The organism is Streptomyces sp. NPDC004721 (assembly GCF_053601495.1).
The window spans coordinates 88,715-108,880 of sequence record NZ_JBSGBZ010000024.1 but is presented as its reverse complement, the minus strand read 5'-3'; the positions used below and the strand labels follow the sequence as shown (position 1 = coordinate 108,880).

The following is a 20,166-nucleotide window of genomic DNA, read 5'->3' as shown; positions in this document are numbered from 1 at the left end:
GGCCCTGGTTTGGTTCAGCCACTTCGAAAGAGGGACCACAATGGCCTTCAACAGCAAGTTCAACCGGCGCCGGTTCATGGTCGGCACGGGCGCGGCGGTGGCCGCGACGTTCAGCCCACTCGGCCCCGCATCCGTGTTCACGCCGGCCCAGGCGAGCGCGGCCAACGGGCGGCTCATCCCTGGCGGCAAGCTGGGCACGATCACCTACAGCCAGCGCGACGTGCCCACGCGGGTCGGCATCGCGGCGAGCGCGGCGCGCGGCGTCTCACCCACCATGGGTCGCCTGGGTGGCCCGAACTTCCCGCAGGACCCCACCGACCTCGGCCCGCTCGTGCCGCTGCCCGGCGGCTGGCTGGAGCTGTTCGAGTTCCTGGCGAACTGCGGCTTCAAGCAGATCGAGTTCGCCGGCTACGGCCAGAACGCCGCGAACCCCGGCGGCGACGTGCCCAACCCGGCCCCCGGCGGCGTCACCACACCGCAGTCGCGAGCGGCGTACCTGGCATACGCCCGTACGCTGCGCGGCTTCCTCGACGCGTACGGTCTGGAGGCGATCGGCAACCACGGGTTCGTACCGAACACGTGGAACGGCCCGAACAGCCCCGGCGGCGCAATGTCCACACAGGACTACGAGCGGCTGCAGACCGAGCTCGAATTCGCGGCAATCCTGGGGATGCCGTACATGGGCACCGGCAACGACCCGACGAACGCGGGCAACCGCAACATCGAGCCGTGGACCGTCGCCGGCGAGAAATGGGAGGCGCTGAACACGATCAGCCTGCAGTCGGGCATCCACATGTACACCCACAACCACTCGCCGGCGTACAACTTCCTGCAGGACGGTCCCATGGTCACCGTGACCGAGGACCGCGTGACAGGTAGGCCGATTCCGCCCACGCAGGTGCGGGGAGAGTCGGGTAAGCGCCTCATGCAGCACTATCTCGACGTCACCGACCCGGCCCTGTGCGTCATCGAGCTGGACGTGTACTGGGCGCACGTCGCCCAGCACCAGTGGCGGTGGCGCTACGACTGGGAGGGCAACCGCGTCGAGGACATCTTCGACCCGGCCGCCCAGGTCGCGAAGCAGCGACAGCGGTACCAGCTGTTCCACGCCAAGGACGGCGACGCCACCGGCGAGGCACCCGGTGTCGGCAACGGCTACAACTTCATCCCGTTCGGCGACCCCCGCAGCGACATCGACTACAAGACCTTCTACAAGTCCATCGGCGCCAAGGGTCACTACAACTCGAACTACGAGCAGGACAACGCCCCGGGCGGCAGCTCGGATCCGGGCCAGTCCCTGCGGTTCGCCAGGATCAGTGCGACCAACATGGCGGCACTCCGCGGCTGACGCCTGGCAGCTCCCCGTCCTGCTTGCGCCGCGGTGGCCACGCGACACGGTGGCGACCGCGGCGCGAGCGGGGTGCGTGCCGGCGAATCCTGTCTGAGACTTTTACGTAGAAGAACAAAAGTTCTAGAGGTAAGGCCCGACGATATAGAACACTCCTGGCAAAAGTCACTATTGTGGTTGAGCGCAGCATGTTGCGCTGATATGAACGCGTCAGAGGTGAACCCGGTGCGAAGCCCAGAACCGCTGCATGTTGAGCTGCTGCGGCTGCTGCGCGATGAAGGCGCGTTGTCGCGTGCTGAGCTGGCCGACCGCCTTGAGGTACCCCGGCGGCGGCTGCTCGCCGAGCTGGAGCGTCTGATCGCGGCAGGCTACGCCGTCGAGGCCGGGCCCGCCACGTCCCGAGGCGGCCGCCGGTCGACGCTCGTCGAGCTGAACCCGGATCTGCGCTTCGCCGCCATCGACCTGGACGCCACCTCGATCGACGTCGAGGTGACCAATGGTCGTCTGGAGCAGATCGCGACGTACCAGGAGTCCGCCGACCTCCGGTCGGGGCCGAAAGCGATCCTCCACCGCGTCGACGAGTTGCTCGCAAAAGCCCGCGCGGAGGGGGCGTACGAGCGGCTGACCGCGGTCGGCATCGGGGTGCCTGGCCCGGTGAGCTTCCGCGACGGTATGCCGGTGTCGCCGCCGATCATGCCGGGCTGGGATCGGTTCCCAGTGCGGGAGTACCTCACCCGTGAGTACAACTGTCCCGCGATCGTCGACAACGACGTGAACATCATGGCGATAGGCGAGCGGCATGGCGGCGCTGCGCACTCGGTCAACGACTTCCTGTTCATCAAGATCGGAACCGGGGTCGGGTGCGGCATCTATCAGGACGGGCACGTCTACCGCGGGACTGACGGCTGCGCCGGCGACATCGGGCACATCCAGGTCGACGCGCATGGGCCGGTCTGTTCCTGCGGCAACGTCGGCTGCCTCGAGGCGCTGTTCAGCGGCGCCGTACTCGCCCGTGAGGCGACCGCGGCGGCGCGCTCGAATGGGTCCCCGGCACTGGCTGAGCGGCTTGCCGCCTCCGGCGCGGTCGGCGCGAAGGATGTGGCCGAGGGCGCGTCCGAGGGCGACGTGACGTGCATCCGGCTCATCCGCGACGGCGGGCGCCACGTCGGCGGCGTGCTCGCCGGCTTGGTCAGCTTCGCCAACCCCTCGATGATCGTGATCGGTGGCGGGCTCGCCCAGCTCGGCAACATCCTGCTCGCCGAGATCCGCAGCGTTGTGTACCACCGGTCGCTGCCGCTTGCGACCAGGAACCTGCCCGTTGTGCTGTCCGACCTGGGGCCGCGAGCCGGTGTGACCGGCGCCGCGGTGCTGGCCAGCGACCTTGCCTTCAAGCAGGCGTCTGCGTGACCTTGGCTGGTGCCGGTGAACCTTTCCGGTCGCAGCACTAGCTCGTCCAGAGGTCGGGGCCGCCGTCTCCCGTGGCCAGTTCCGCCCAGATGGTTTTCCCGTCGTAGCGGTGTCGCGTTCCCCAGCGGCGGGCCAGCTGAGCGACGATGAACAGGCCGCGGCCGCCTTCGTCGAAGGTCCGTGCCCGCCGCAGGTGTGGGGTGGTGGTGCTGCTGTCCGATACTTCGCAGGTGAGGTGGTCGGCTTCGAGGATGAGGCGGAGCTGGATCGGAGGTTGCGCGTAGCGGATGGCGTTGGTCACCAGCTCGCTGACCACGAGCTCAGTGGTGAATTGCGCGTCCTGCACGTGCCAGGCAGCCAGTTGGCGGGATGCGTGTTCGCGGGCGTCGGCCACGGCGGCGGGGTCCGGCGGCAGGTCCCAGGTAGCGACGTGGTCGGCGTCCAGGATCCGGGTGCGTGCCATGAGGAGCGCCACGTCGTCGGTGGGCCGGCCGTCGAGGAGGGCGCCGAGGACAGCCTGGCAGTGCTCCTCCAACGAGGGCTCCGGCCTGCTCAGTGCGTGAAGGAGTTCCCGCAGTCCGCTGTCGGGGGCGCTATGGTGCTCACGCAGGAGGCCGTTGGTGTAAAGGGCCAGCAGGCTGCCCTGTGGTACGTGCACGTCCACCGCCTCGAAGGGCAGATTCCCCAGGCCGAGGAGAGGGCCCGGGGGGACGTCGATGACCCGGGTGCTCCCATCCGGTGCCACCATGACGGGTGACGGGTGGCCTGCGCTGGCGAGCACGCAGCGGCTTGTGACGGGATCGTAGATTGTGTACAGGCAGGTTGCTCCGACCTCGCCCGCCGAGTCGGCGGCGTCGAAGGAATCCTCGGCGTCGCGCGTGGGTGCGTTCTCGGTGCTGAGCCGCAGGACGACATCGTCGAGGTGGGTGAGGAGTTCGTCCGGTTGCAGGTCGATGTCGGCAAGCGTGCGCACGGCCGCCCGCAGCCGGGTCATGGTGGCCGAGGCGTGCAGCCCGTGCCCGACCACGTCACCGACGACCAGCGCGACCCGAGCGCCGGACAGCGGTATCACGTCGAACCAGTCACCACCCACCCCGGCTCCGTGGTTCGCCGGCACGTAACGGCTCGCCACTTCCACCGCCGCGAGTTCGGGCAGGTGTCTGGGCAGAAGGCTGTGCTGCAGGATCAGGGACGTTTCGCGTTCACGGGTATAGAGGCGGGCGTTGTCGAGGCACTCGGCCGCCCGTGCCCCCAACTCCGCGGCCAGGAAGAGATCGTCAGCGTCGAACGAGTAGCGGCGCCCTTGCCGCAGGAGCATCACCGCCCCGAGGACGCTGCCCCGGGCGCACAGCGGGACCGTGATCGCCGCGTACCCGCCGCCGTCGTCCGTCGGGGTGGCGAGACTTCCATCCTGGGCGATCCAGTGCCTCACGTCGACGTCATCCACGGAGCAGGCCTGCACAGGCGGGCACGCGTTCAGGTAACGGGCGGGGAGCGACACCTGCAGGTGTTCCCCCGCACTGCTCCCGTTGCGTCCTGGGCATACGGGCTGCTGCGCGATGAGGCGCAGCGCGACGGGTTCCGCGAATGGTCCGGTCGGGGGCTCCTTGCCCCTCAGCACGCCGTCGAACACACCCACACTGACGAAGTCGGCGAACCGGGGGACGGCGACCTCCGTGATTCCCCGGGCTGTCTGCGTCACGTCCAGGGTGTTGCCGAAGCACTTGCTCGCCTCGCTCAGCAAAGCCAGCCGACGCCGGGAGATCATGAGTCGCAGCCGGATTCGGCAGACGGCGACGCTCAAAACGCACGCCAGCACCGTACCCACGATGACCACGACGCGACCGCCTGGAAGAACGTGGGGCAGTGCGAGGCCGTAGACGATGCCGGCCGCCACGGCGGAGAGCACCCCGATCGCCAGGGTGAGCTTGAACGGCAGCAACGCGGCTGCCACCAGGGGAGCGAACACCGCATAAAGGGCCCACCTGAGGCGGCCACCGCCCGACATCTCGAGCACGAGGGCGGAGAACAACGCGATGTAGCCGACGAGCAGCGTGAAAAGACGTTCGTCCAGTCGATGGGTAGCTGCCATGCCATCTCCCGTGGACAGTCCGGAGATGCTCCGGGTATCGCCCAGGCCAAGCTGCACGGATATCCCGGCAGAACCACCGGAAGGGCGCGTTCGAAACACACACGACAGGCCGCGCTACCGTCGGATCGGTCACTTCTCACAACGTAACAGGCGCCCAACCTGCCGTCCTGCGAGACAGGACTCGGCGACTGGGCGCCGGCCGCCGAGCGGTTCCCGCAGGGGCTGGGTCCCCTCATCGAGGAGATCCACCGGCTCGGCATGCGCTTCGGCCTGTGGGTGGAGCCCGAGATGGTCACCCCGGACAGCGGCCTCTACCGGGCGCACCCGGAGTGGGTTTGCACTTCCCGCGCCGCACCCGCACCGAACTGCGCGACCAACTGGTGCTCAACTTCGCCCGCGACGACGTCGCCGAGTGGGCGTACACATGGCTGACCCGGCTGGTCGCGGACAACGCGATCGACTTCCTCAAGTGGGACATGAACCGAGCCTTCAGCGAGGCCGGCTGGCCCGACCGGGAGGACGGGCAGGACCTGCTGTGGACCCGGTACGTGCACAATCTCTACAGCGTCATCGACCGGCTGCGTGCCGACCACCCCGGGCTGCGCATCGAGACGTGCAGCGGCGGCGACCCAGGGCGCGGAGCTGGTGGCGCAGTACAAGAAGGTCCGCCACATCGTTCAGCACGGCATCCAGCACCGGCTGCGCGGTCCCGTCGACGACGGGCCGACCGCTGTCCAGTACACCACCCCGGACCGCCAGGAGGTCTTCGTGCTCGTGTGGCAGCGGGTACCCCGCTACGGCATGCCGCGCCCTGCCCTCAGGCTCGCCGGGCTGGATCCCGCCGCCTGCTACCGGAACGCCGCCACCGGCGCCGTGCACCACGCGTCCGTACCGACGGGGTACGGGATCACACCCGAGCTGCCGGCCGGTGGCTGGTCCAGCGCGTCCCTGCACCTGATCAGGGCGGACGACGAGGTGGTGGACGACGGCAGCCCATCCGGATCATGAGTCCTGGACAAGAAGCCGTATCCGGTCCGGCCGGTCCCGCGCGGGGGTCTGTCAAGCAAACGGCTCTGTCCGGTGGATCAGGAGCATGGCGATGTCATCGCTGCGCGGTATGCCGTGAGAAGCGTACTGGAGGAGGGCATCGGTGAGGGTGTCCATGTCGTCGTCCCGGGCCTGGGCAAGCTGGTGGGCGAGTTCGGCGATGGCATGGTCGATGTCGATGCCGGGGGCTTCGACGAGGCCGTCGGTGTACAGGACGAGGGTGGTGCCCGGGGGCAGCGGAATCTCCACGCTGGCGTAATCGGCGTCCGGGTTGATCCCGAGCAGGAGGCCGGGAGGCACCTGGAGGATCTCGGTGCGGCCGTCCGGGCGGCGTAGCAGGGGTGGGGGATGTCCGGCGGTGGCCAGGCGGGCGCGGTGCCGGGCCAAGTCGAGGTGGACGTAGAGGCAGCTGGCGAACAGTCCCGGGTTGAGGTCGCACATCAGTCGGTTGGTGCGGGCCAGGAGTTCGCTGGGAGGAGCGCCGGCGGCGGCGTGGGCGTGTACAGCGGTGCGGAGTTGGCCCATGAGGGCGGCGGCCTGCACGTTGTGTCCTTGGACGTCGCCGATGGCCGCGGCGGCGCTGGTGGCGTCGCAGTGGATGAGGTCGTAGAAGTCGCCGCCGATGTCCATGCCGCGGCCTGCGGGCAAGTAGCGGGCGGCGACGTGCAGGCCGGGGATGGCGGGCAGTCTTCGCGGCAGCAGGCCGTTCTGCAGGGTGCGGGCAAGATTGTGCTTGGCGTCGTACAGGCGGGCCCTGTCCAAGGCCTGGGCGATCAGACCGGCCACCGAGATGAGGAGGTTCCGCTCGGTCGGCGGGAAGCGGCGGGCCTCGTTGTAGGACAGCACCAGGAGCCCGACGGGACGGCCGCGGATGACCAGCGGCAGGAAGGCCCATGCGTTCCTGCCGCCATAGCGGACAACGTTCGGGTAGGCGTGCTCGAACTCGTCGAAGCTGGCGAAGAAGAGGGGTCTCTGCATGGTCAGCGCCCGTGCGGGTGGGGCACTGGAGCTCAGGGACTCGCCGTCGAAGCGGGCCATGAAGGCCGGAGGGTACCCGCGGTGACCGACGACCCGCAGCCGTCCGTCGTCCGCCGTCATCAGGGCCAGGCCCGAAACCCCGAAGGCAGGCACGAGTTGGTCGGCGACCCTGTCGGCCACGTCGTCCATCCGCACCATCTCGGTGAGGCTCGCCGCCAGGTGCATCAGGTGGTAGAGCGTCGTGGCCCCGGTCGGCTCCGCAGGAGGCGGGTTGGGTCGCTCAGGCTCGGCGGGCGGTGCGTGCGGGAGTGGAACGATGTGGATGCTGACACCGGAGGCGTCGGGGTAGAGCTGGAAGGAAAGCCGCAGATCCAGTGGGCGCACAGCAGTGAAGTGAGCGGGCCGGCGGCTGATGACCGCGGCACGGAATCGGTCCTCGAAGGTGGGGTCGCCGAGCCACTGCAGGCGCTCCCACGGGCGGGCGCCCAGCAAGTCGGCGGCGCGAGCCCCGAGCAGGTCGGCCGCCGCATCGTTGAGAAAAGTGATCCGGCCTTCCAGATCCAGTGACAGCGCCCCCGGCAGGCGGGCGGCGAAGTCATAGGCGGCCAGGGCTTCGTCTCGGCACAGAGTGTGAGAACGCACCGGTTCCAGCACCCGCGGACGGCCCTCGGGTAAGAGCGGGTGACCGCCTGCCACAGCGCGCTTGAGCACCAGGCCCGCCTGGTGGCAGAAGGTGTCGATTGCCTCACGCTCACCTGGGTCCAGACTCGTGGGATGCCAGGAGGGCCACAGCAGGCAGACCGTACCCCGCACGGCACCACTGGCGATGATCGGGGCGGCTGCCACGGCGTGGTCCGGCACCACGAGAGCGAGCCTTGGGTAGTGCAAGGCCAGCTCCTCTGGGCTGCCGACCCAGACCAGGCGCCTCTCCCGTGTCGCTTCAGCCACCGGGACTGCCTCCTCCACCCTGATCCGGGCCCACGGGGCGACGATGTGCCAGGAAGTCCCATACACCATCGACAACTGCAACGCAGACTCCCGCGGCGGCAGGAGGAACAGCATGCCGCCCGAAGCACCAGCGTCCTGCATCAGGCGGCGGACGAGAGTGGCCAGGTCTTCCCAACCCGAGGCGGGGCCAGGGGCGGTAGACTGCACGCCTTTTCACCGACCTTCTGGAACTGGAGCGAGGCCTCGCATGCGGTGGGCCCGGGACGCCTCGGCCTTGGTAGCGGGGACCACCTCGGTGCGCCTTCGCCCGGTCCCCGGCGCCGGCGTCACTTCCGCGAAAGGCTGCACTCGCCGGTGTAATGCGAGCACCTGATGGACCGCAGCCCGTACCTGTGGCACCGGATCTGCACCCGTCGACGCTGTGGTCGTTCTGCCCACCGGCTGCGGCAACGCAACACCGCACCAGCCGCATCGCGCGTGACCCATACAGGCACCATAGCCTTCCGAACAGGCATAGGCATCCAAAGTCACGCTCACCGCCCAACCGCGGCCGCGGCGCCGGCTTGAAGCCCACTCCGGGGGCTACCGTCGGCGGTCGCCGCCTCGTCCCGGCTCGGACGTGCGGCGGTAGCCTTCGGACAGTCTTGGACAGACCAGGAGGGTGAAGTGGTCCGTCAGGAGGTGGTCGCAAATCGAACATGAGGTCTAATGACGGGCCTGGGCCGCTGACCCTCGCTCAAGATCATCGGTGACATCCTGTCCGTAGCCGTACACGCACCGCCTGCGGCAATCGCCGGTTCGGTGACAGTTCACGTCTGTGGCCGGAGCGTGGTCCCCTGACTTCGCTGCTGGAGTGCCTTCGCACACCGGGCCAAGAAGTTGCACACTGTGGAAGTCATGCGCGTGAGGAATCAACGTGTCGCGGGCCTGGGGCAGCCGTGGTCGAGCCACCTGTTGCTGCTGATACCGGTTGCGCTCATCGTGCTGATCACTGTCCTGGACATCGTGACCCCGGCCGACATTGTCCTCGGCCCCCTGCTGGTGATCGCGCCCGCGCTAACCGCGTGGTTCGCGGGCCCCTGGGTGACCAGCGGGATCGGGGCCCTGGTTGTTATGGCCCAGGGCTTTGCCGGCTGGCGTGATGGCCTGCTGTTGTCTCGGAACGTACTGGTTGAGATGGCCGCTCTGGCGGTGCTGTCGACGGTGGTGGTCGCCTTCTGTGTGGTGCGTGACCGGCACAGGCGTCAGCTGGCCCAGGTGAGGACGGTGGCGGAGGCCGCCCAGCACGTCCTGCTGTGGCCGCTTCCCACCCGGCTGGGACCGCTGCAGCTTGCCTGCCTCTACCTGGCCGCTGAGGAGGAGGCCGAGATCGGCGGCGACCTCTATGCCGCCGCCCGCACCGACAGCGGGGCCCGCGTGATGATCGGTGACGTGCGCGGCAAGGGCCTGCCCGCCGTCGGTGAGGCCGCCCTCCTGCTCGGCGCCTTCCGCGAGGTCGCCCACCAACACGCCTCCCTACCCCAGCTCGCTGCCGCCCTGGAACGCAGCATCGCCCGCTACCTCATCGACTTCGAGCCGCAGGACGAGGCGGGCGAGCGCTTCGTCACCGCTCTTCTGCTGGAGATCCCCGACGACGAGCCCGTGGTCCGGATCACCAACTGCGGCCACCCGGCACCCCTGCTCCTCGGCCCGGACAGCAGGGTGACCGTGCCCGGCCTCGACCCCGCACCGCCGCTTGGTATCGGCTTGACGGACCCCGACGACCACACCCTGGGCGTCCTGCCCTTCGGCCCGGGCGACACCCTGCTTCTGTACACCGACGGTGTCATCGAGGCCCGCGACCAGCACGGCGCCTTCTACCCTTTCGCGGAACGCGCCGCCCAGTGGGCCGACCACGATCCAGACGACCTGCTGCACCAGATCCGTCGTGACCTGATCGCCCACACCGGCGGGCGCCTCGGCGACGATGTCGCCCTCATCGCCATCCGCCGTACCCTCATTCCCCGTCCTGGCCACGAACTGGGATACGCCATCCAGTCCCATCGTGGTCCGCTGCCTCTCCGAACCACCGAACCGAGTCGCCCTCCGGCGGCCGACTGACCCCCTGCAGGTCGGCTGTGATGCCGCGCCTCTCGGGTACTGGAATGGCCTCCAGCACCAGCACGGCCAGGTCGTCGTCCATCGGCTCGGTGCTGAAGTCGTGCACGGCCCGCCGGACCCGCTCCGCCACGGCCTTCGCGCCCAGTCCGACGCATCCGCGCAGTACCTCCGTCAGGCCGTCGTCGTCGTCCAACTGCCGTGTGCCTCTGCGGCGTTCGGTGACGCCATCGGTCACGCACAGCAGTGTCTCACCCGGCGCGAGGGTGAAGGTGTTGGCGTGAAACTCCTCAAGCTTGTCGATTCCGAGGAGCATCTGCGGGGCTGCGGCGGGAGTCACCGAGCCGTTGGTCGACAGCCGCAACGGGAGCGGATGGCCCGCGCTGGCTATCGTGCATCGCGCGCCGCCGGCGACCACATCCGGCTCCAACTCCCCGTACAGCAGGCTCAGGAAGCGGGAGTTTTCGTGCTCGCCACGGAATGCCATGGCCTCGGCGGCCTCCTCCGCCATCGCGAGGTTCAGCCGGTTGAGCAGGGACTCGACGCCGTGGCCCTCCCGTGCCAGCAGCCGTACGAGGTGCCGGGCCAGGCCGGTGACGGACATGGCCTCCAGGTCGTGGCCGCACACGTCGCCGAGCAGGAAGCACCAGCGGTGGTCTCCCATCGGGAACAGGTCGTAGAAGTCTCCGCCGACGGTCTGGCCCTCACCGCAGGGCTCGTAGACGATCGCCGTGTCGACGCCCGGAATGGTGGCGAGGGACGTGGGGAGCTGGCCGCGCTGGAGTGTGCGGCTGATGCTCGCCTGCCGGGTGTAGCGGCGGACGGTGACCACCGCCTGGGCCACCCGCCGGGCCACATCCTCCGCGAGCCGTACGACGGCGTCGGTCATGTGGGGGAGTCCTGCTCGGCCGATCAGGAGCGTGCCGTGGTACTGCCCGCCCGCGATGAGCGGGAACGCCAGCGCGGAGCCGCCCTGCTCGGCTCCTCCAAGCGCGGGCCAGGGCCACGGGGCACTGGTCATCCCCGGCCCGGCAGGCGGACGGTTTCTCTCCAGCGCCAGGCGGAGTGTGCGGATCCGCCGCTCGTCCATGTGCCAGACATGGGAAAGCCGCAACTCGGTGCTGTCGGTGGTCAGCCATACGCCGCACCAGTCGGCGAGCCTGGGGACCAGGAGCTGTCCGGCGAGCGCTGCGACCATGTCCTCGTCCAGCTGTCCGACGAGCAGCTCGCCGGCCTCGGCGAGGAACGACCGTCCTTCACGCTCGGCCCACTCCACGCTGCGGCCCCGGCCGTCGCGCGGCGGCGCGGCCGTATCGGGCTCGGGGGTCGCCGGCTCGCGGGGAATGGATTCGGTGAGGCCCTGCGGTCCGGTATCGAGCGGGGTCTCCATGGCGCACTCCACGCGGAACCAGTCGGCCTTCTCGGTATGCCGGTAGGTCACACCCCACGACTGGGCCAGCGCGCGCATCAGTTGCCGACCGTAGCCGCGTACGTCGCTGTGTATGCCGTTTTCGTCACGGAGGGTGCCGGATGGGCTGTGGTCCAGCACTTCGACCACGACCCCCAGCCGTGCGGCCTCACCCTGCATGGCATCGGCCGGCGAGCCTCGACCGACGTCGAGGCGGCAGACCACTTCGATTTCGAACGCGGCCTGTGTGGCGACGCTGGTGACCAGTTCGCTGACGAGGAGTGCTGCGTCGTCGAGGAGCCGCTCGCTGATCGCCGGCGCTCCCGGGAACTGCAGAGCGGACCGTTCGACGAGCGCGGCGCGCAGGAACTTGCGCGCCGTCGAGGCAGCGAGTTCGTTTGCGGGTACGCGCATCCGCGACACGGATTCACGCGGATCAAGGGATGAGCCCATTGGCGACTCCCGGCCGGTCCGACACACATGGTGAATGTAGCCTAAAAGGGAAGTAATCGGATCCTTTTGCTTGCCGGGAATGGGTTGCCATGGAATCTGTCACCCAGCCTGATCGCGCTTCCCGTGAGCCAGAACTCCGGGACCGGGGGCCCGCTGACACCGGCCCCGAGGCCGCAGGCCGACCCGGCCCCGCGCCGGACGGCGAGTGGATACGCGTCGCCGATCTGCGTCCGCTGCTCGCGGCCATGAACGCGTTCTGCGACGGCGACTTCACCGTACGCACAGAGGGACTGTCCGCAGGGGTCCTCGCCGAGATGGCGGGGGTGCTCAACCAGATCATCGTGCGGAACGCGCATCTGGCCTCGGAGCTCGACCGAGTACGCCGCGAAGTGGTGCGGCGAGGACGGCTGGACGAGCGGCTCGCAGCGAGTCCCGGGCAGGGCGCGTGGACCACGAGCGTGGAAGCGGCCAACACCCTGCTGGAGGCGTTGGCCGTCCCGGCCGTGAACGCCACCCGCGTCCTGACCGCCGTAGCGGACGGTGATCTGACTCAGCGCGTCGAGTTGCACGACGGCAAGCGCCAACTCCGCGGCGATCTGCGACGCCTGGGGCATGGGGTGAACCGAATGGTGGAGCAGTTGTCGCTGTTCACCGGCGAGCTGACCCGCGTCGCCCGGGAGGTCGGTACCGAGGGCCGTCTCGGAGGGCAGGCCACGGTGCAGGGGCTGGTCGGCGACTGGCGTAACGCGACCGAGGCCGTCAACACGATGGCCTCGCGGCTGACCGCACAGGTGCGCGACATCGCGGTAGTGACCACGTCGGTCGCGCGCGGCGATCTGACACGCCAGGTCACGGTCGAGGCGAACGGCGAGCTGCTGGAGCTGAAGCTCACCGTGAACACGATGGTCGATCAGCTGCGCGCGTTCGCCGACGAGGTGACGCGGGTGTCCCGTGAGGTGGGTACGGAGGGCCAACTGGGCGGGCGGGCTCATGTACCGGGCGTCTCGGGGGTGTGGAAGGACCTCACGGACAACGTCAACTTCATGGCGTCGAATCTGACCTCGCAGGTCCGCAACATCGCCCAGGTGACCACGGCGGTCGCCAACGGCGATCTGAGCCAGAAGATCACGGTGGACGCGCGAGGCGAGATCCTGCAGCTGAAGAGCACCGTGAACACGATGGTCGACCAGCTGTCCGCGTTCGCGGACGAGGTCACCCGCGTCGCCCGCGAGGTCGGCACCGAAGGCCGGCTCGGTGGCCGGGCAAAGGTGCGCGGCGTCTCCGGGGTGTGGAAGGACCTCACGGACAACGTCAACTTCATGGCGGAGAACCTCACCTCGCAGGTGCGCAACATCGCCCAGGTCGCCACCGCCGTCGCCCAGGGCGACCTCGGCAAGACGATCACCGTGGAGGCGAAGGGGGAGATCCTGGAGCTGAAGTCGACGATCAACACGATGGTCGACCAGCTGTCGGCGTTCGCCGACGAGGTCACGCGCGTCGCCCGCGAGGTCGGCACCGAGGGCAACCTGGGTGGCCAGGCGCAGGTCCGCGGCGTCTCGGGCGTGTGGAAAGAGCTGACCGACAATGTCAACTTCATGGCGCTGAACCTGACCTCGCAGGTCCGCAACATCGCCCAGGTGACCACGTCCGTAGCCAACGGCGACCTGTCGAAGAAGATCACGGTGGACGCGCGGGGCGAGATCCTGCAGCTGAAGAGCACCGTGAACACGATGGTCGACCAGCTGCGTGCGTTCGCGGACGAGGTCACCCGCGTCGCCCGCGAGGTCGGCACCGAAGGCCGGCTCGGTGGCCGGGCAAAGGTGCGCGGCGTCTCCGGGGTGTGGAAGGACCTCACGGACAACGTCAACTTCATGGCGGAGAACCTCACCTCGCAGGTGCGCAACATCGCCCAGGTCGCCACCGCCGTCGCCCAGGGCGACCTGTCGAAGAAGATCGATGTGGACGCGCGCGGCGAGATCCTGGAGCTGAAGACGACCATCAACACGATGGTCAACACGCTCTCCTCGTTCTCGTCCGAGGTCACCCGCGTCGCCCGCGAGGTCGGCAGTGAGGGGCAGCTGGGCGGTCAGGCCCGGGTGGAGGGCGTCTACGGAACGTGGAAGCGGCTGACCACCAACGTCAACGAGCTCGCCCTGAACCTCACCACCCAGGTGCGGGCGATCGCGGAGGTGGCCAGCGCCGTCACCCAGGGCGACATGTCCCGCGCCATCACGGTCGAAGCCCAGGGCGAGGTCGCCGAACTGAAGAACAACATCAACCTCATGGTCTCCAACCTCCGCGAGACCACCCGCGCCAAGGACTGGCTGGAGTCCAACCTCACCCGTATGGCCGCCCTCATGCAGGGCCACCGCGACCTCGTGGAGGTCGCCGACCTGATCCTGCGCGAGCTGACCCCGCTGGTGAACGCGCAGTTCGGTGCGTTCTTCCTGGCCGAGGCAGGCGCGCCGCACGCCGAGGGCCTGCAGTTCATCGCCGGGTACGGTACCGACCGGGCCGGCGAGAGCAGCCCGCTCCCCGGCGCCGGCACCCTGGGCCGCGGCCTGATCGCACAGGCCGCGCAGGAGAAGCAGCGCATCCTCATCGCCGACGTCCCGCCGGACTACATCACCATCAGCTCCGGGCTCGGCATGGCGTACCCCGCCAGCATCGTCATCCTGCCGATCCTCTTCGAGGATCAGGTGCTCGGCGTGATCGAGTTGGCCTCGCTCAGCAAGTTCAGCGATGTGCACCTGGCCTTCATGGACCAGTTCGCCAACACGATCGGCGTCTCGATCAACACGATCATCGCCAACTCCCGAACGGAGTCCCTGCTCTCGCAGTCCCAGCGCCTCACCTCCGAATTGCGCGAGCGGTCGGACGAACTTCAGCGCTCCAACGCCGAGTTGGAGGAGAAGGCCGCCCTCCTCGCGACCGCCTCGCGGTACAAGTCGGAGTTCCTGGCGAACATGTCCCATGAGCTGCGCACCCCGCTCAACTCGCTGCTGATCCTGGCCAGGCTGCTCGCCGACAACCCCGACGGGAACCTGTCCGAACAGGAGGTGCAGTTCGCGACCACCATCCACCGATCGGGCTCGGACCTGCTCCAGCTGATCAGCGACATCCTCGATCTGTCGAAGATCGAAGCCGGCCGGATGGACGTGCGCCCGAACATACTGCCGCTGGTCAAGCTGCTTGACTACGTCCACGCCACGTTCCGGCCGCTCACCATCGACCGAGGCCTGGGCTTCGATATCGCTGTCGGGGAGAACGTACCGGCCGAGCTGTACTCCGATGAGCAGCGCCTCCAGCAGGTGCTGCGCAACCTGCTGTCCAACGCCCTGAAATTCACCCACGCCGGCAGCGTGGAGCTGCGCGTCGAGCGGGTGCCGGGGGAACAGTTCCAGGAGGCGACACTCAAAAACGCCGAAGCCATCATCGCTTTCTCGGTCAAGGACACCGGGATCGGCATCGCCCCCGAGAAGCTGCCGATGATCTTCGAGGCGTTCCAGCAGGCCGAGGGCACCACCAACCGCAAGTACGGCGGCACCGGGCTCGGCCTGTCCATCAGCCGGGAGATCGCCGGGATGCTCGGCGGCAAAATCGTCGCGGAGAGTGAGCCGGGTGTGGGCTCCCGCTTCACCCTCTACATTCCCTCGCACTACCCAGGCTCCACCACCGGGCAGGGCCCGGCGGAGCTGCGCACCGTCGGCGCCCCGCCCGCGGAGAACCGGGCGCCGGCAACCGCCGCCGAGGACGCAACACCTGAGCGCGTGTTGGACCGGGGGGTGAGCGCCGACATCCTGGATCCGGGCAGCCTGAGCCCGGACGATCTGATGGGCAGGCGAGCCACGGGGACGGCTGACGGCCGCGAGGACGCCTGGCCGGAGACGACTCGGCTCAAGGAATGGCTCATCGGGCGTCCCGGTCGCGTACTGGCAGGCCGTCACATCCTCATCATCGACGACGACATCCGCAATGTTTTCGCCCTCACGCACGTACTGGGCCGCGTCGGCATCACCGTGAAGTACGCGGAGAACGGCCGAGAGGGCCTTGAGGTCCTGGAACGGTCCCCTGACGTGTCCCTGGTCCTGATGGACATCATGATGCCGGAGATCGACGGATATGAGACCACCCGCATCATCCGGGACACCCCCCGCCTCGCGCACCTTCCGATCATCGCGCTCACTGCCAAAGCGATGCCCGGAGACCGCGAGAAAGCGATAGACAGCGGCGCCTCCGACTATGTGCCCAAGCCGGTGAATGTCGACCACCTGCTGTCGGTCATCTGCGATCTGCTCGACCCGCAGAACGGCTCCCCTGAGCCGGCGCAGGATGGGGGCACCGCCGATGAACCGTCCGACGCAGAGGACGGCGCCGACGATCCGCCCAGGGAAGCGCCATGAATACCAGCCCGGCCGACCCATGCAGCATCCTGATCGTGGACGACATGGAGGAGAACCTCATCGCGTTCGAGGCCGTACTCGGCCCGCTCCACCAGCACTTGGTCCACGCGCGTTCGGGGGAGCAAGCGCTGAAGGCGATGCTGCGACAGGAGTTCGCCGTCGTCCTCCTGGACGTCCGGATGCCCGGCATGGACGGCTTCGAGACCGCCGCCAACATCAAGCGCCTCGACCAGACCAAGGACGTGCCCGTCATTCTGGTGACGGGGACCGAGCCGGGCGCTGACTACACCTACCGGGGATACGCGATCGGCGCCGCCGACTTCATCACAAAGCCCATCGACCCGTGGGTGCTGCGCACCAAAGTCAACGTCTTTCTCGATCTGTACCGCAAGAACCGCCAGTTGGCGACACGCGCACAGCCCGCGGACGCAGACCGGCTTGCGGAGATCACCGAGCAACTCACCCAGATCGAGCTACTGCTGCGCAACAAGCCGGAAGCCGAGACGGCCCATCTCGCCGACCGCATCGCGGAGGTGGAACGCGCGGTGGGTACCCTCCTCCCAGGCCGCACCGGCCACTATTCAGCTTGATCGGCGGCTGACCACGTCCCGCACCCCGGGCGCACGATGACCTCGCAGCCTTCGCCGTGCCCGTCGTCCAGAGCGGCCGACGTCCGGCGATGAACGTGGCGCACCCGCTCCATGAGTCCTGGGGGTACGAGTGGTTCGGTGAGGTTGCGCCATTCCCCCCGGCGTGCGCGAGAACGACAACGACTGCTGGCGCTGGCAGTTGCCGGGGCCCCATGGCGGTCAGGGCGCGGTGGGCACGGCGTGGGTCAGAGGTCACTGCCCTCCTTGGGAGGGGCCCCGATGATCTGGTGGTCAGGACTGGGCGGGCAGATCCGGGCGATGAGTAGGGCAACGTCGTCGTGGTCGCCGGGGTCCCGCAGGGCGTGCAGGAGCAGGTCACAGGTTTCTCCCACGGGGCGGCCCTCGGAGCCGTCCAGCAGGCCGAGGAGGGTGTCGAGGCGGTCGTCGATGGGATGGTGGCGCGTTTCGACCAGGCCGTCGGTGTAGAGGACCAGATCGTCACCCGGACCGAGATCGAGCGTGCTGCTGTGGAAGGTGACGCCGCCGACACCCAGCGGCGCGCCGGGGCACAGGTCGAGCAGCTCGGGGGGGCGGCCGGGGTGGACCAGGACGGGGGGCAGGTGTCCGGCGTTGGCGATGTGGCACTCGCCGTGGTGGGGGTCGTAGACGGCGTAGAGGCAGGTGGCGATGTAATGCTCCAGGCCGCTGGTGATCCTGTCCAGGTGCTGGAGCACCTGGGCGGGGTCGAAGTCGAGTTCGGCCAGGGTGCAGGTGGCGGTGCGCAGGCGGCCCATGGTGGCGGCGGCGTCGATGCCGCTGCCCATCACGTCCCCCACGACCAGGGCGGTCTTGTCGTCGGTCAAGGGGATGATGTCGAACCAGTCTCCGCCGACTTCGCTGGTGGCCTGGGCGGGTTGGTAGCGGGAGGCGATCTCCAGGCCTACCAGGTGCGGTGGGTGCTCCGGCAGCAGGCTGCGCTGGAGGGTGACGGCGGCGTTGCGCACGCTCTGGTACCAGCGGGCGTTGTCGATGCTGACCGCGGCACGGTTGGCCAGCTCGCCTGCCAGTACGGCGTCGTCATGGTTGAAGGGCAGGGGGTTGCGTGCGCGTTTGAGGTCCAGGGCGCCGAGCACTATGCCGCGGGCGCTCAGCGGCACCGCCAGGTAGGAGTGGATGCCGGCGCGGGCCAGGAGCGTGGCCGCCTCGGGATTGCGCGCTATACGGGACAGGTCGCGGTCGTTCACGTGCGGTACCAGAACCGGTTTGCCGGTGCGGACGCACTGGGTGACCAGGCGGTCGGCGGCGTAGGCGGCCAAGTCGCCTACCTGGTCGGCGGCGCGGGTGGCCTCGGTGGGGTAGGCGGAGGCCAGGGCGAGGGCGCGGAAGAGTTCTGGGCCGCTGCCCGGCGCGGCGGTGCGGTGGCAGGCCAGGACCGTGTCGAGGACGTCCACCGCCGCGATGTCGGCGAGCTCGGGCACGGTGACCCCAGCCAGCTCGCGGGCGGTCTGGTCCACGTCCAGCACGGTGCCGATGAGAGCCGAGGCATCAGCAATCAGGGTCAGGCGCCGTCGGGCCCGGGCGGCTTCGGTCGCCAGGCGGTGCCGCTCGGTGACGTCCGCGATCGAGGCGGCCACCCCCCGCGCCCGGCCGACGGAGTCCTGCAGCCGGTAGAGGGAAACCGACCATGCATGGTCGTGATCCGCATCGGCCCAGGTGCGGCCGACGACGTTCTGGTCGAGCAGTGGGACTCCCGTCTCCAGAACCCGCCACTGCGCGGACTCGATGGCCGCGGTGTCCACATGCGGCAGGACCTCCGAGACATGGCGGCCGACGTGCTCCTCAGTCGACAGGCCATTGATGCGCTCCAGCGCCGGATTCACGGCCACGTACCGCAGATCTGTGTCCATGACGGCCAGCCCGACCGGGGACTGCGAGACCAGCCTCCCGGACAGCTCATTCAGCAGCCTGCGGGGCTGGGACGTCCTGGGGACATCGTCTTCGGCCCGAAAGGATTCGGATGTGTTCATCCCGGCCATCCCCTCTTGCAACCGTCACCCCAGTTGCCTCCGGGCGCCGTCCTGGGCCGGAGACGCTGGTCCTTCGCAACCTCCATGATGTCCACGAAGCAGCCCGTCATGCATCCCCCCTCGGCCCCAGAAGATCCTGCCTTCCGCGGCCTTGATCGTGCGCCGGCACGGCTGGAGCCCCCGATGAGCGAACAGCCGACCTCCTCCGGTACCGCCCGGCAGCAGCTGGAGCCCCCAGCCGCCGACGCGGTCCGCGCGTACGCAGCCAAGACCCGTGAGAACGCCGGCCAGCTCGCCGCCGTCCTGGAGGACATCGCCACCAACGGCCTGCCGCCGGTGGAGGACTGCACGTCGTGGGGGGAGCTGCGCAGGTGCACCCGCACGGTGCTGCTCGTGCCTCTGGTCCTGCTGCTCGGCTGCTGAGCCGAAGCGCGACGCGTCTTGCACTTAGTTCAACTTGTCGGCTACGGTCTCACTTCATCAGCAAGTTGAACTAAGTGCAAGTCGAGGGAGGGTCCCATGAACATGCTCGCCGCTGTCATGCAGCTGCTCGTCGCCGCCGCCTTCGTCAGCATTCCGATGGTTCGCCACCGCTTCGGTCCCGCCGCGAAGGCCGCCGCCGTGGCCGAGCTCCGCCGCCAGGACGTCCGCCCGGAGGTGCTGGAGGAGAACGGGCTCCGCTTCGACGCCGGCGGCCACGAGACCGCGGCACCGGCGGCCGTCGCCGCGGTGATGACCGCCACCGCCGCCTTCAACTTCGCCGGCGCCGACCTGGCGCAACTACTGACCTGGATCTTCTCCTCCCTGGTCGTGCTGATGAACGCAGGCATCGTCTACAGCAACCTCACCGCGGTGAGGTCGGTGGAGGCCGCTTTCCGTCGCAAGAGCGACCCGGAACTGGCCCGGATCAAGGTCGCGCCCTTCCTCCAGGCCGCCGAGAACGCCTTCCCTCACTGGGTGCGCGCCCAGACCTACCTCCGCAACACCACGGTCTTCGCCGGCTCCGCCGTCGCCCTGATCGCCGTTTCCCTCGGCTGACAGCGACGGTGTCTCCCAAACTCGGTTCTGGCACAGATCTCGGGGCGCGGACGCGGAGGGTCACTGAAGCAGGATCATCTTGCGGAGTAGTTCGAATCCCGCCCGCAGAGTTGCCTTTTGAGCTTCTTGATGTGGTTCACGGCGCTTTCGGTGCCGCCGGAGTGCAGGGTGAGGCCGGCGGTCACGGCGTCGAGGTCTCGGAGCGTGTGGAGTGCGAAGCCTGTGAGGCCGGGACGGGACCAGACACGTACCCGACGGAGCGTCATTCCCGCCCGCCAGACGGGAGGGCGCACGGGGTCTCACGCGACACGTAGCCTCGCAATCGAACAC

Annotated in this window: 12 protein-coding genes and 1 pseudogene; 9 read left to right on the top strand and 4 right to left on the bottom strand. The window is 68.8% G+C overall.

Annotated elements, in window-relative coordinates; translation table 11 throughout:
- Nucleotides 1-40: 40 nt before the first annotated feature.
- Nucleotides 41-1,348, top strand: a complete 1,308-nt coding sequence (locus tag ACWEK3_RS22855) for a sugar phosphate isomerase/epimerase family protein (protein ID WP_384435812.1) — start codon at nucleotides 41-43, stop codon at nucleotides 1,346-1,348.
- 201 nt (nucleotides 1,349-1,549) lie between these two features.
- Nucleotides 1,550-2,755 (top strand): ROK family protein, encoded by a 1,206-nt coding sequence (locus ACWEK3_RS22850; protein WP_453250470.1) that lies wholly within the window; start codon nucleotides 1,550-1,552, stop codon nucleotides 2,753-2,755.
- A 37-nt stretch (nucleotides 2,756-2,792) separates the two neighbouring features.
- Here ACWEK3_RS22850 and ACWEK3_RS22845 read toward each other — a convergent pair whose 3' ends face one another.
- Nucleotides 2,793-4,847 (bottom strand): SpoIIE family protein phosphatase, encoded by a 2,055-nt coding sequence (locus ACWEK3_RS22845; RefSeq protein WP_453250469.1) that lies wholly within the window; start codon nucleotides 4,845-4,847, stop codon nucleotides 2,793-2,795.
- 159 nt (nucleotides 4,848-5,006) lie between these two features.
- Between ACWEK3_RS22845 and ACWEK3_RS22840 the strand changes: the two are divergent.
- Both ACWEK3_RS22840 and ACWEK3_RS22835 read left to right on the top strand, forming a co-directional pair.
- Nucleotides 5,007-5,425 (top strand): annotated as a pseudogene (locus ACWEK3_RS22840) (alpha-galactosidase); the annotation flags it as partial.
- Nucleotides 5,426-5,429: 4 nt separating this feature from the next.
- Nucleotides 5,430-5,855, top strand: a complete 426-nt coding sequence (locus tag ACWEK3_RS22835; RefSeq protein WP_453250468.1) for a GH36 C-terminal domain-containing protein — start codon at nucleotides 5,430-5,432, stop codon at nucleotides 5,853-5,855.
- A gap of 51 nt (nucleotides 5,856-5,906) precedes the next feature.
- Here ACWEK3_RS22835 and ACWEK3_RS22830 read toward each other — a convergent pair whose 3' ends face one another.
- On the bottom strand, nucleotides 5,907-8,027 hold the full coding sequence (locus tag ACWEK3_RS22830; protein WP_453250467.1) for a SpoIIE family protein phosphatase: 2,121 nt from the start codon (nucleotides 8,025-8,027) through the stop codon (nucleotides 5,907-5,909).
- 696 nt (nucleotides 8,028-8,723) lie between these two features.
- Here ACWEK3_RS22830 and ACWEK3_RS22825 point away from each other — a divergent pair.
- Nucleotides 8,724-9,920 carry a PP2C family protein-serine/threonine phosphatase gene (locus ACWEK3_RS22825; protein WP_453250466.1) on the top strand — a complete coding sequence of 399 codons (1,197 nt, stop codon included), beginning with the start codon at nucleotides 8,724-8,726 and terminating at the stop codon, nucleotides 9,918-9,920.
- Here the strand turns inward: ACWEK3_RS22825 and ACWEK3_RS22820 are convergent.
- Nucleotides 9,817-11,739: a SpoIIE family protein phosphatase gene (locus tag ACWEK3_RS22820; protein WP_453250465.1), complete on the bottom strand. Its 1,923-nt coding sequence runs from the start codon at nucleotides 11,737-11,739 to the stop codon at nucleotides 9,817-9,819. The two genes, ACWEK3_RS22825 and ACWEK3_RS22820, sit on opposite strands and share 104 nt — an antisense overlap.
- A 128-nt stretch (nucleotides 11,740-11,867) precedes the next feature.
- Here ACWEK3_RS22820 and ACWEK3_RS22815 point away from each other — a divergent pair, with 128 nt between their 5' ends.
- The gene (locus ACWEK3_RS22815; protein WP_453250464.1) at nucleotides 11,868-16,181 is read left to right on the top strand and encodes a HAMP domain-containing protein; all 4,314 of its coding nucleotides are present in this window, start codon (nucleotides 11,868-11,870) and stop codon (nucleotides 16,179-16,181) included.
- Nucleotides 16,178-16,771 carry a response regulator gene (locus tag ACWEK3_RS22810; protein WP_450544248.1) on the top strand — a complete coding sequence of 198 codons (594 nt, stop codon included), beginning with the start codon at nucleotides 16,178-16,180 and terminating at the stop codon, nucleotides 16,769-16,771. The genes ACWEK3_RS22815 and ACWEK3_RS22810 overlap by 4 nt, the downstream gene beginning before the upstream one ends.
- 245 nt (nucleotides 16,772-17,016) lie before the next feature.
- On the opposite strand, the gene ACWEK3_RS22805 is transcribed toward ACWEK3_RS22810, so the two are convergent.
- Complete coding sequence (locus ACWEK3_RS22805; RefSeq protein WP_450544250.1) at nucleotides 17,017-18,798, bottom strand: SpoIIE family protein phosphatase; 1,782 nt, start codon at nucleotides 18,796-18,798, stop codon at nucleotides 17,017-17,019.
- 183 nt (nucleotides 18,799-18,981) lie between these two features.
- On the opposite strand from ACWEK3_RS22805, the gene ACWEK3_RS22800 reads away from it, so the two are divergent.
- Both ACWEK3_RS22800 and ACWEK3_RS22795 read left to right on the top strand, forming a co-directional pair.
- Entirely contained in the window at nucleotides 18,982-19,221 is a 240-nt protein-coding gene (locus ACWEK3_RS22800; protein ID WP_450544252.1) for a hypothetical protein, read from the top strand.
- Nucleotides 19,222-19,317: 96 nt separating this feature from the next.
- A complete protein-coding gene (locus ACWEK3_RS22795) occupies nucleotides 19,318-19,836 on the top strand; it encodes a hypothetical protein (protein WP_453250463.1) in 519 nt (172 codons plus the stop codon).
- The last annotated feature ends 330 nt before the right edge of the window (nucleotides 19,837-20,166 follow it).

What these genes read in the sequence shown, in the direction of transcription:
- ACWEK3_RS22815 (WP_453250464.1), top strand. Translation starts at nt 11,868, where the DNA reads ATGGAATCTGTCACCCAGCCTGATCGCGCTTCCCGTGAGCCAGAACTC.
- ACWEK3_RS22805 (WP_450544250.1), bottom strand. Translation starts at nt 18,798, where the DNA reads ATGAACACATCCGAATCCTTTCGGGCCGAAGACGATGTCCCCAGGACG.
- ACWEK3_RS22800 (WP_450544252.1), top strand. Translation starts at nt 18,982, where the DNA reads ATGAGCGAACAGCCGACCTCCTCCGGTACCGCCCGGCAGCAGCTGGAG.
- ACWEK3_RS22810 (WP_450544248.1), top strand. Translation starts at nt 16,178, where the DNA reads ATGAATACCAGCCCGGCCGACCCATGCAGCATCCTGATCGTGGACGAC.
- ACWEK3_RS22855 (WP_384435812.1), top strand. Translation starts at nt 41, where the DNA reads ATGGCCTTCAACAGCAAGTTCAACCGGCGCCGGTTCATGGTCGGCACG.
- ACWEK3_RS22820 (WP_453250465.1), bottom strand. Translation starts at nt 11,739, where the DNA reads ATGCGCGTACCCGCAAACGAACTCGCTGCCTCGACGGCGCGCAAGTTC.
- ACWEK3_RS22850 (WP_453250470.1), top strand. Translation starts at nt 1,550, where the DNA reads ATGAACGCGTCAGAGGTGAACCCGGTGCGAAGCCCAGAACCGCTGCAT.
- ACWEK3_RS22845 (WP_453250469.1), bottom strand. Translation starts at nt 4,847, where the DNA reads ATGGCAGCTACCCATCGACTGGACGAACGTCTTTTCACGCTGCTCGTC.
- ACWEK3_RS22795 (WP_453250463.1), top strand. Translation starts at nt 19,318, where the DNA reads ATGAACATGCTCGCCGCTGTCATGCAGCTGCTCGTCGCCGCCGCCTTC.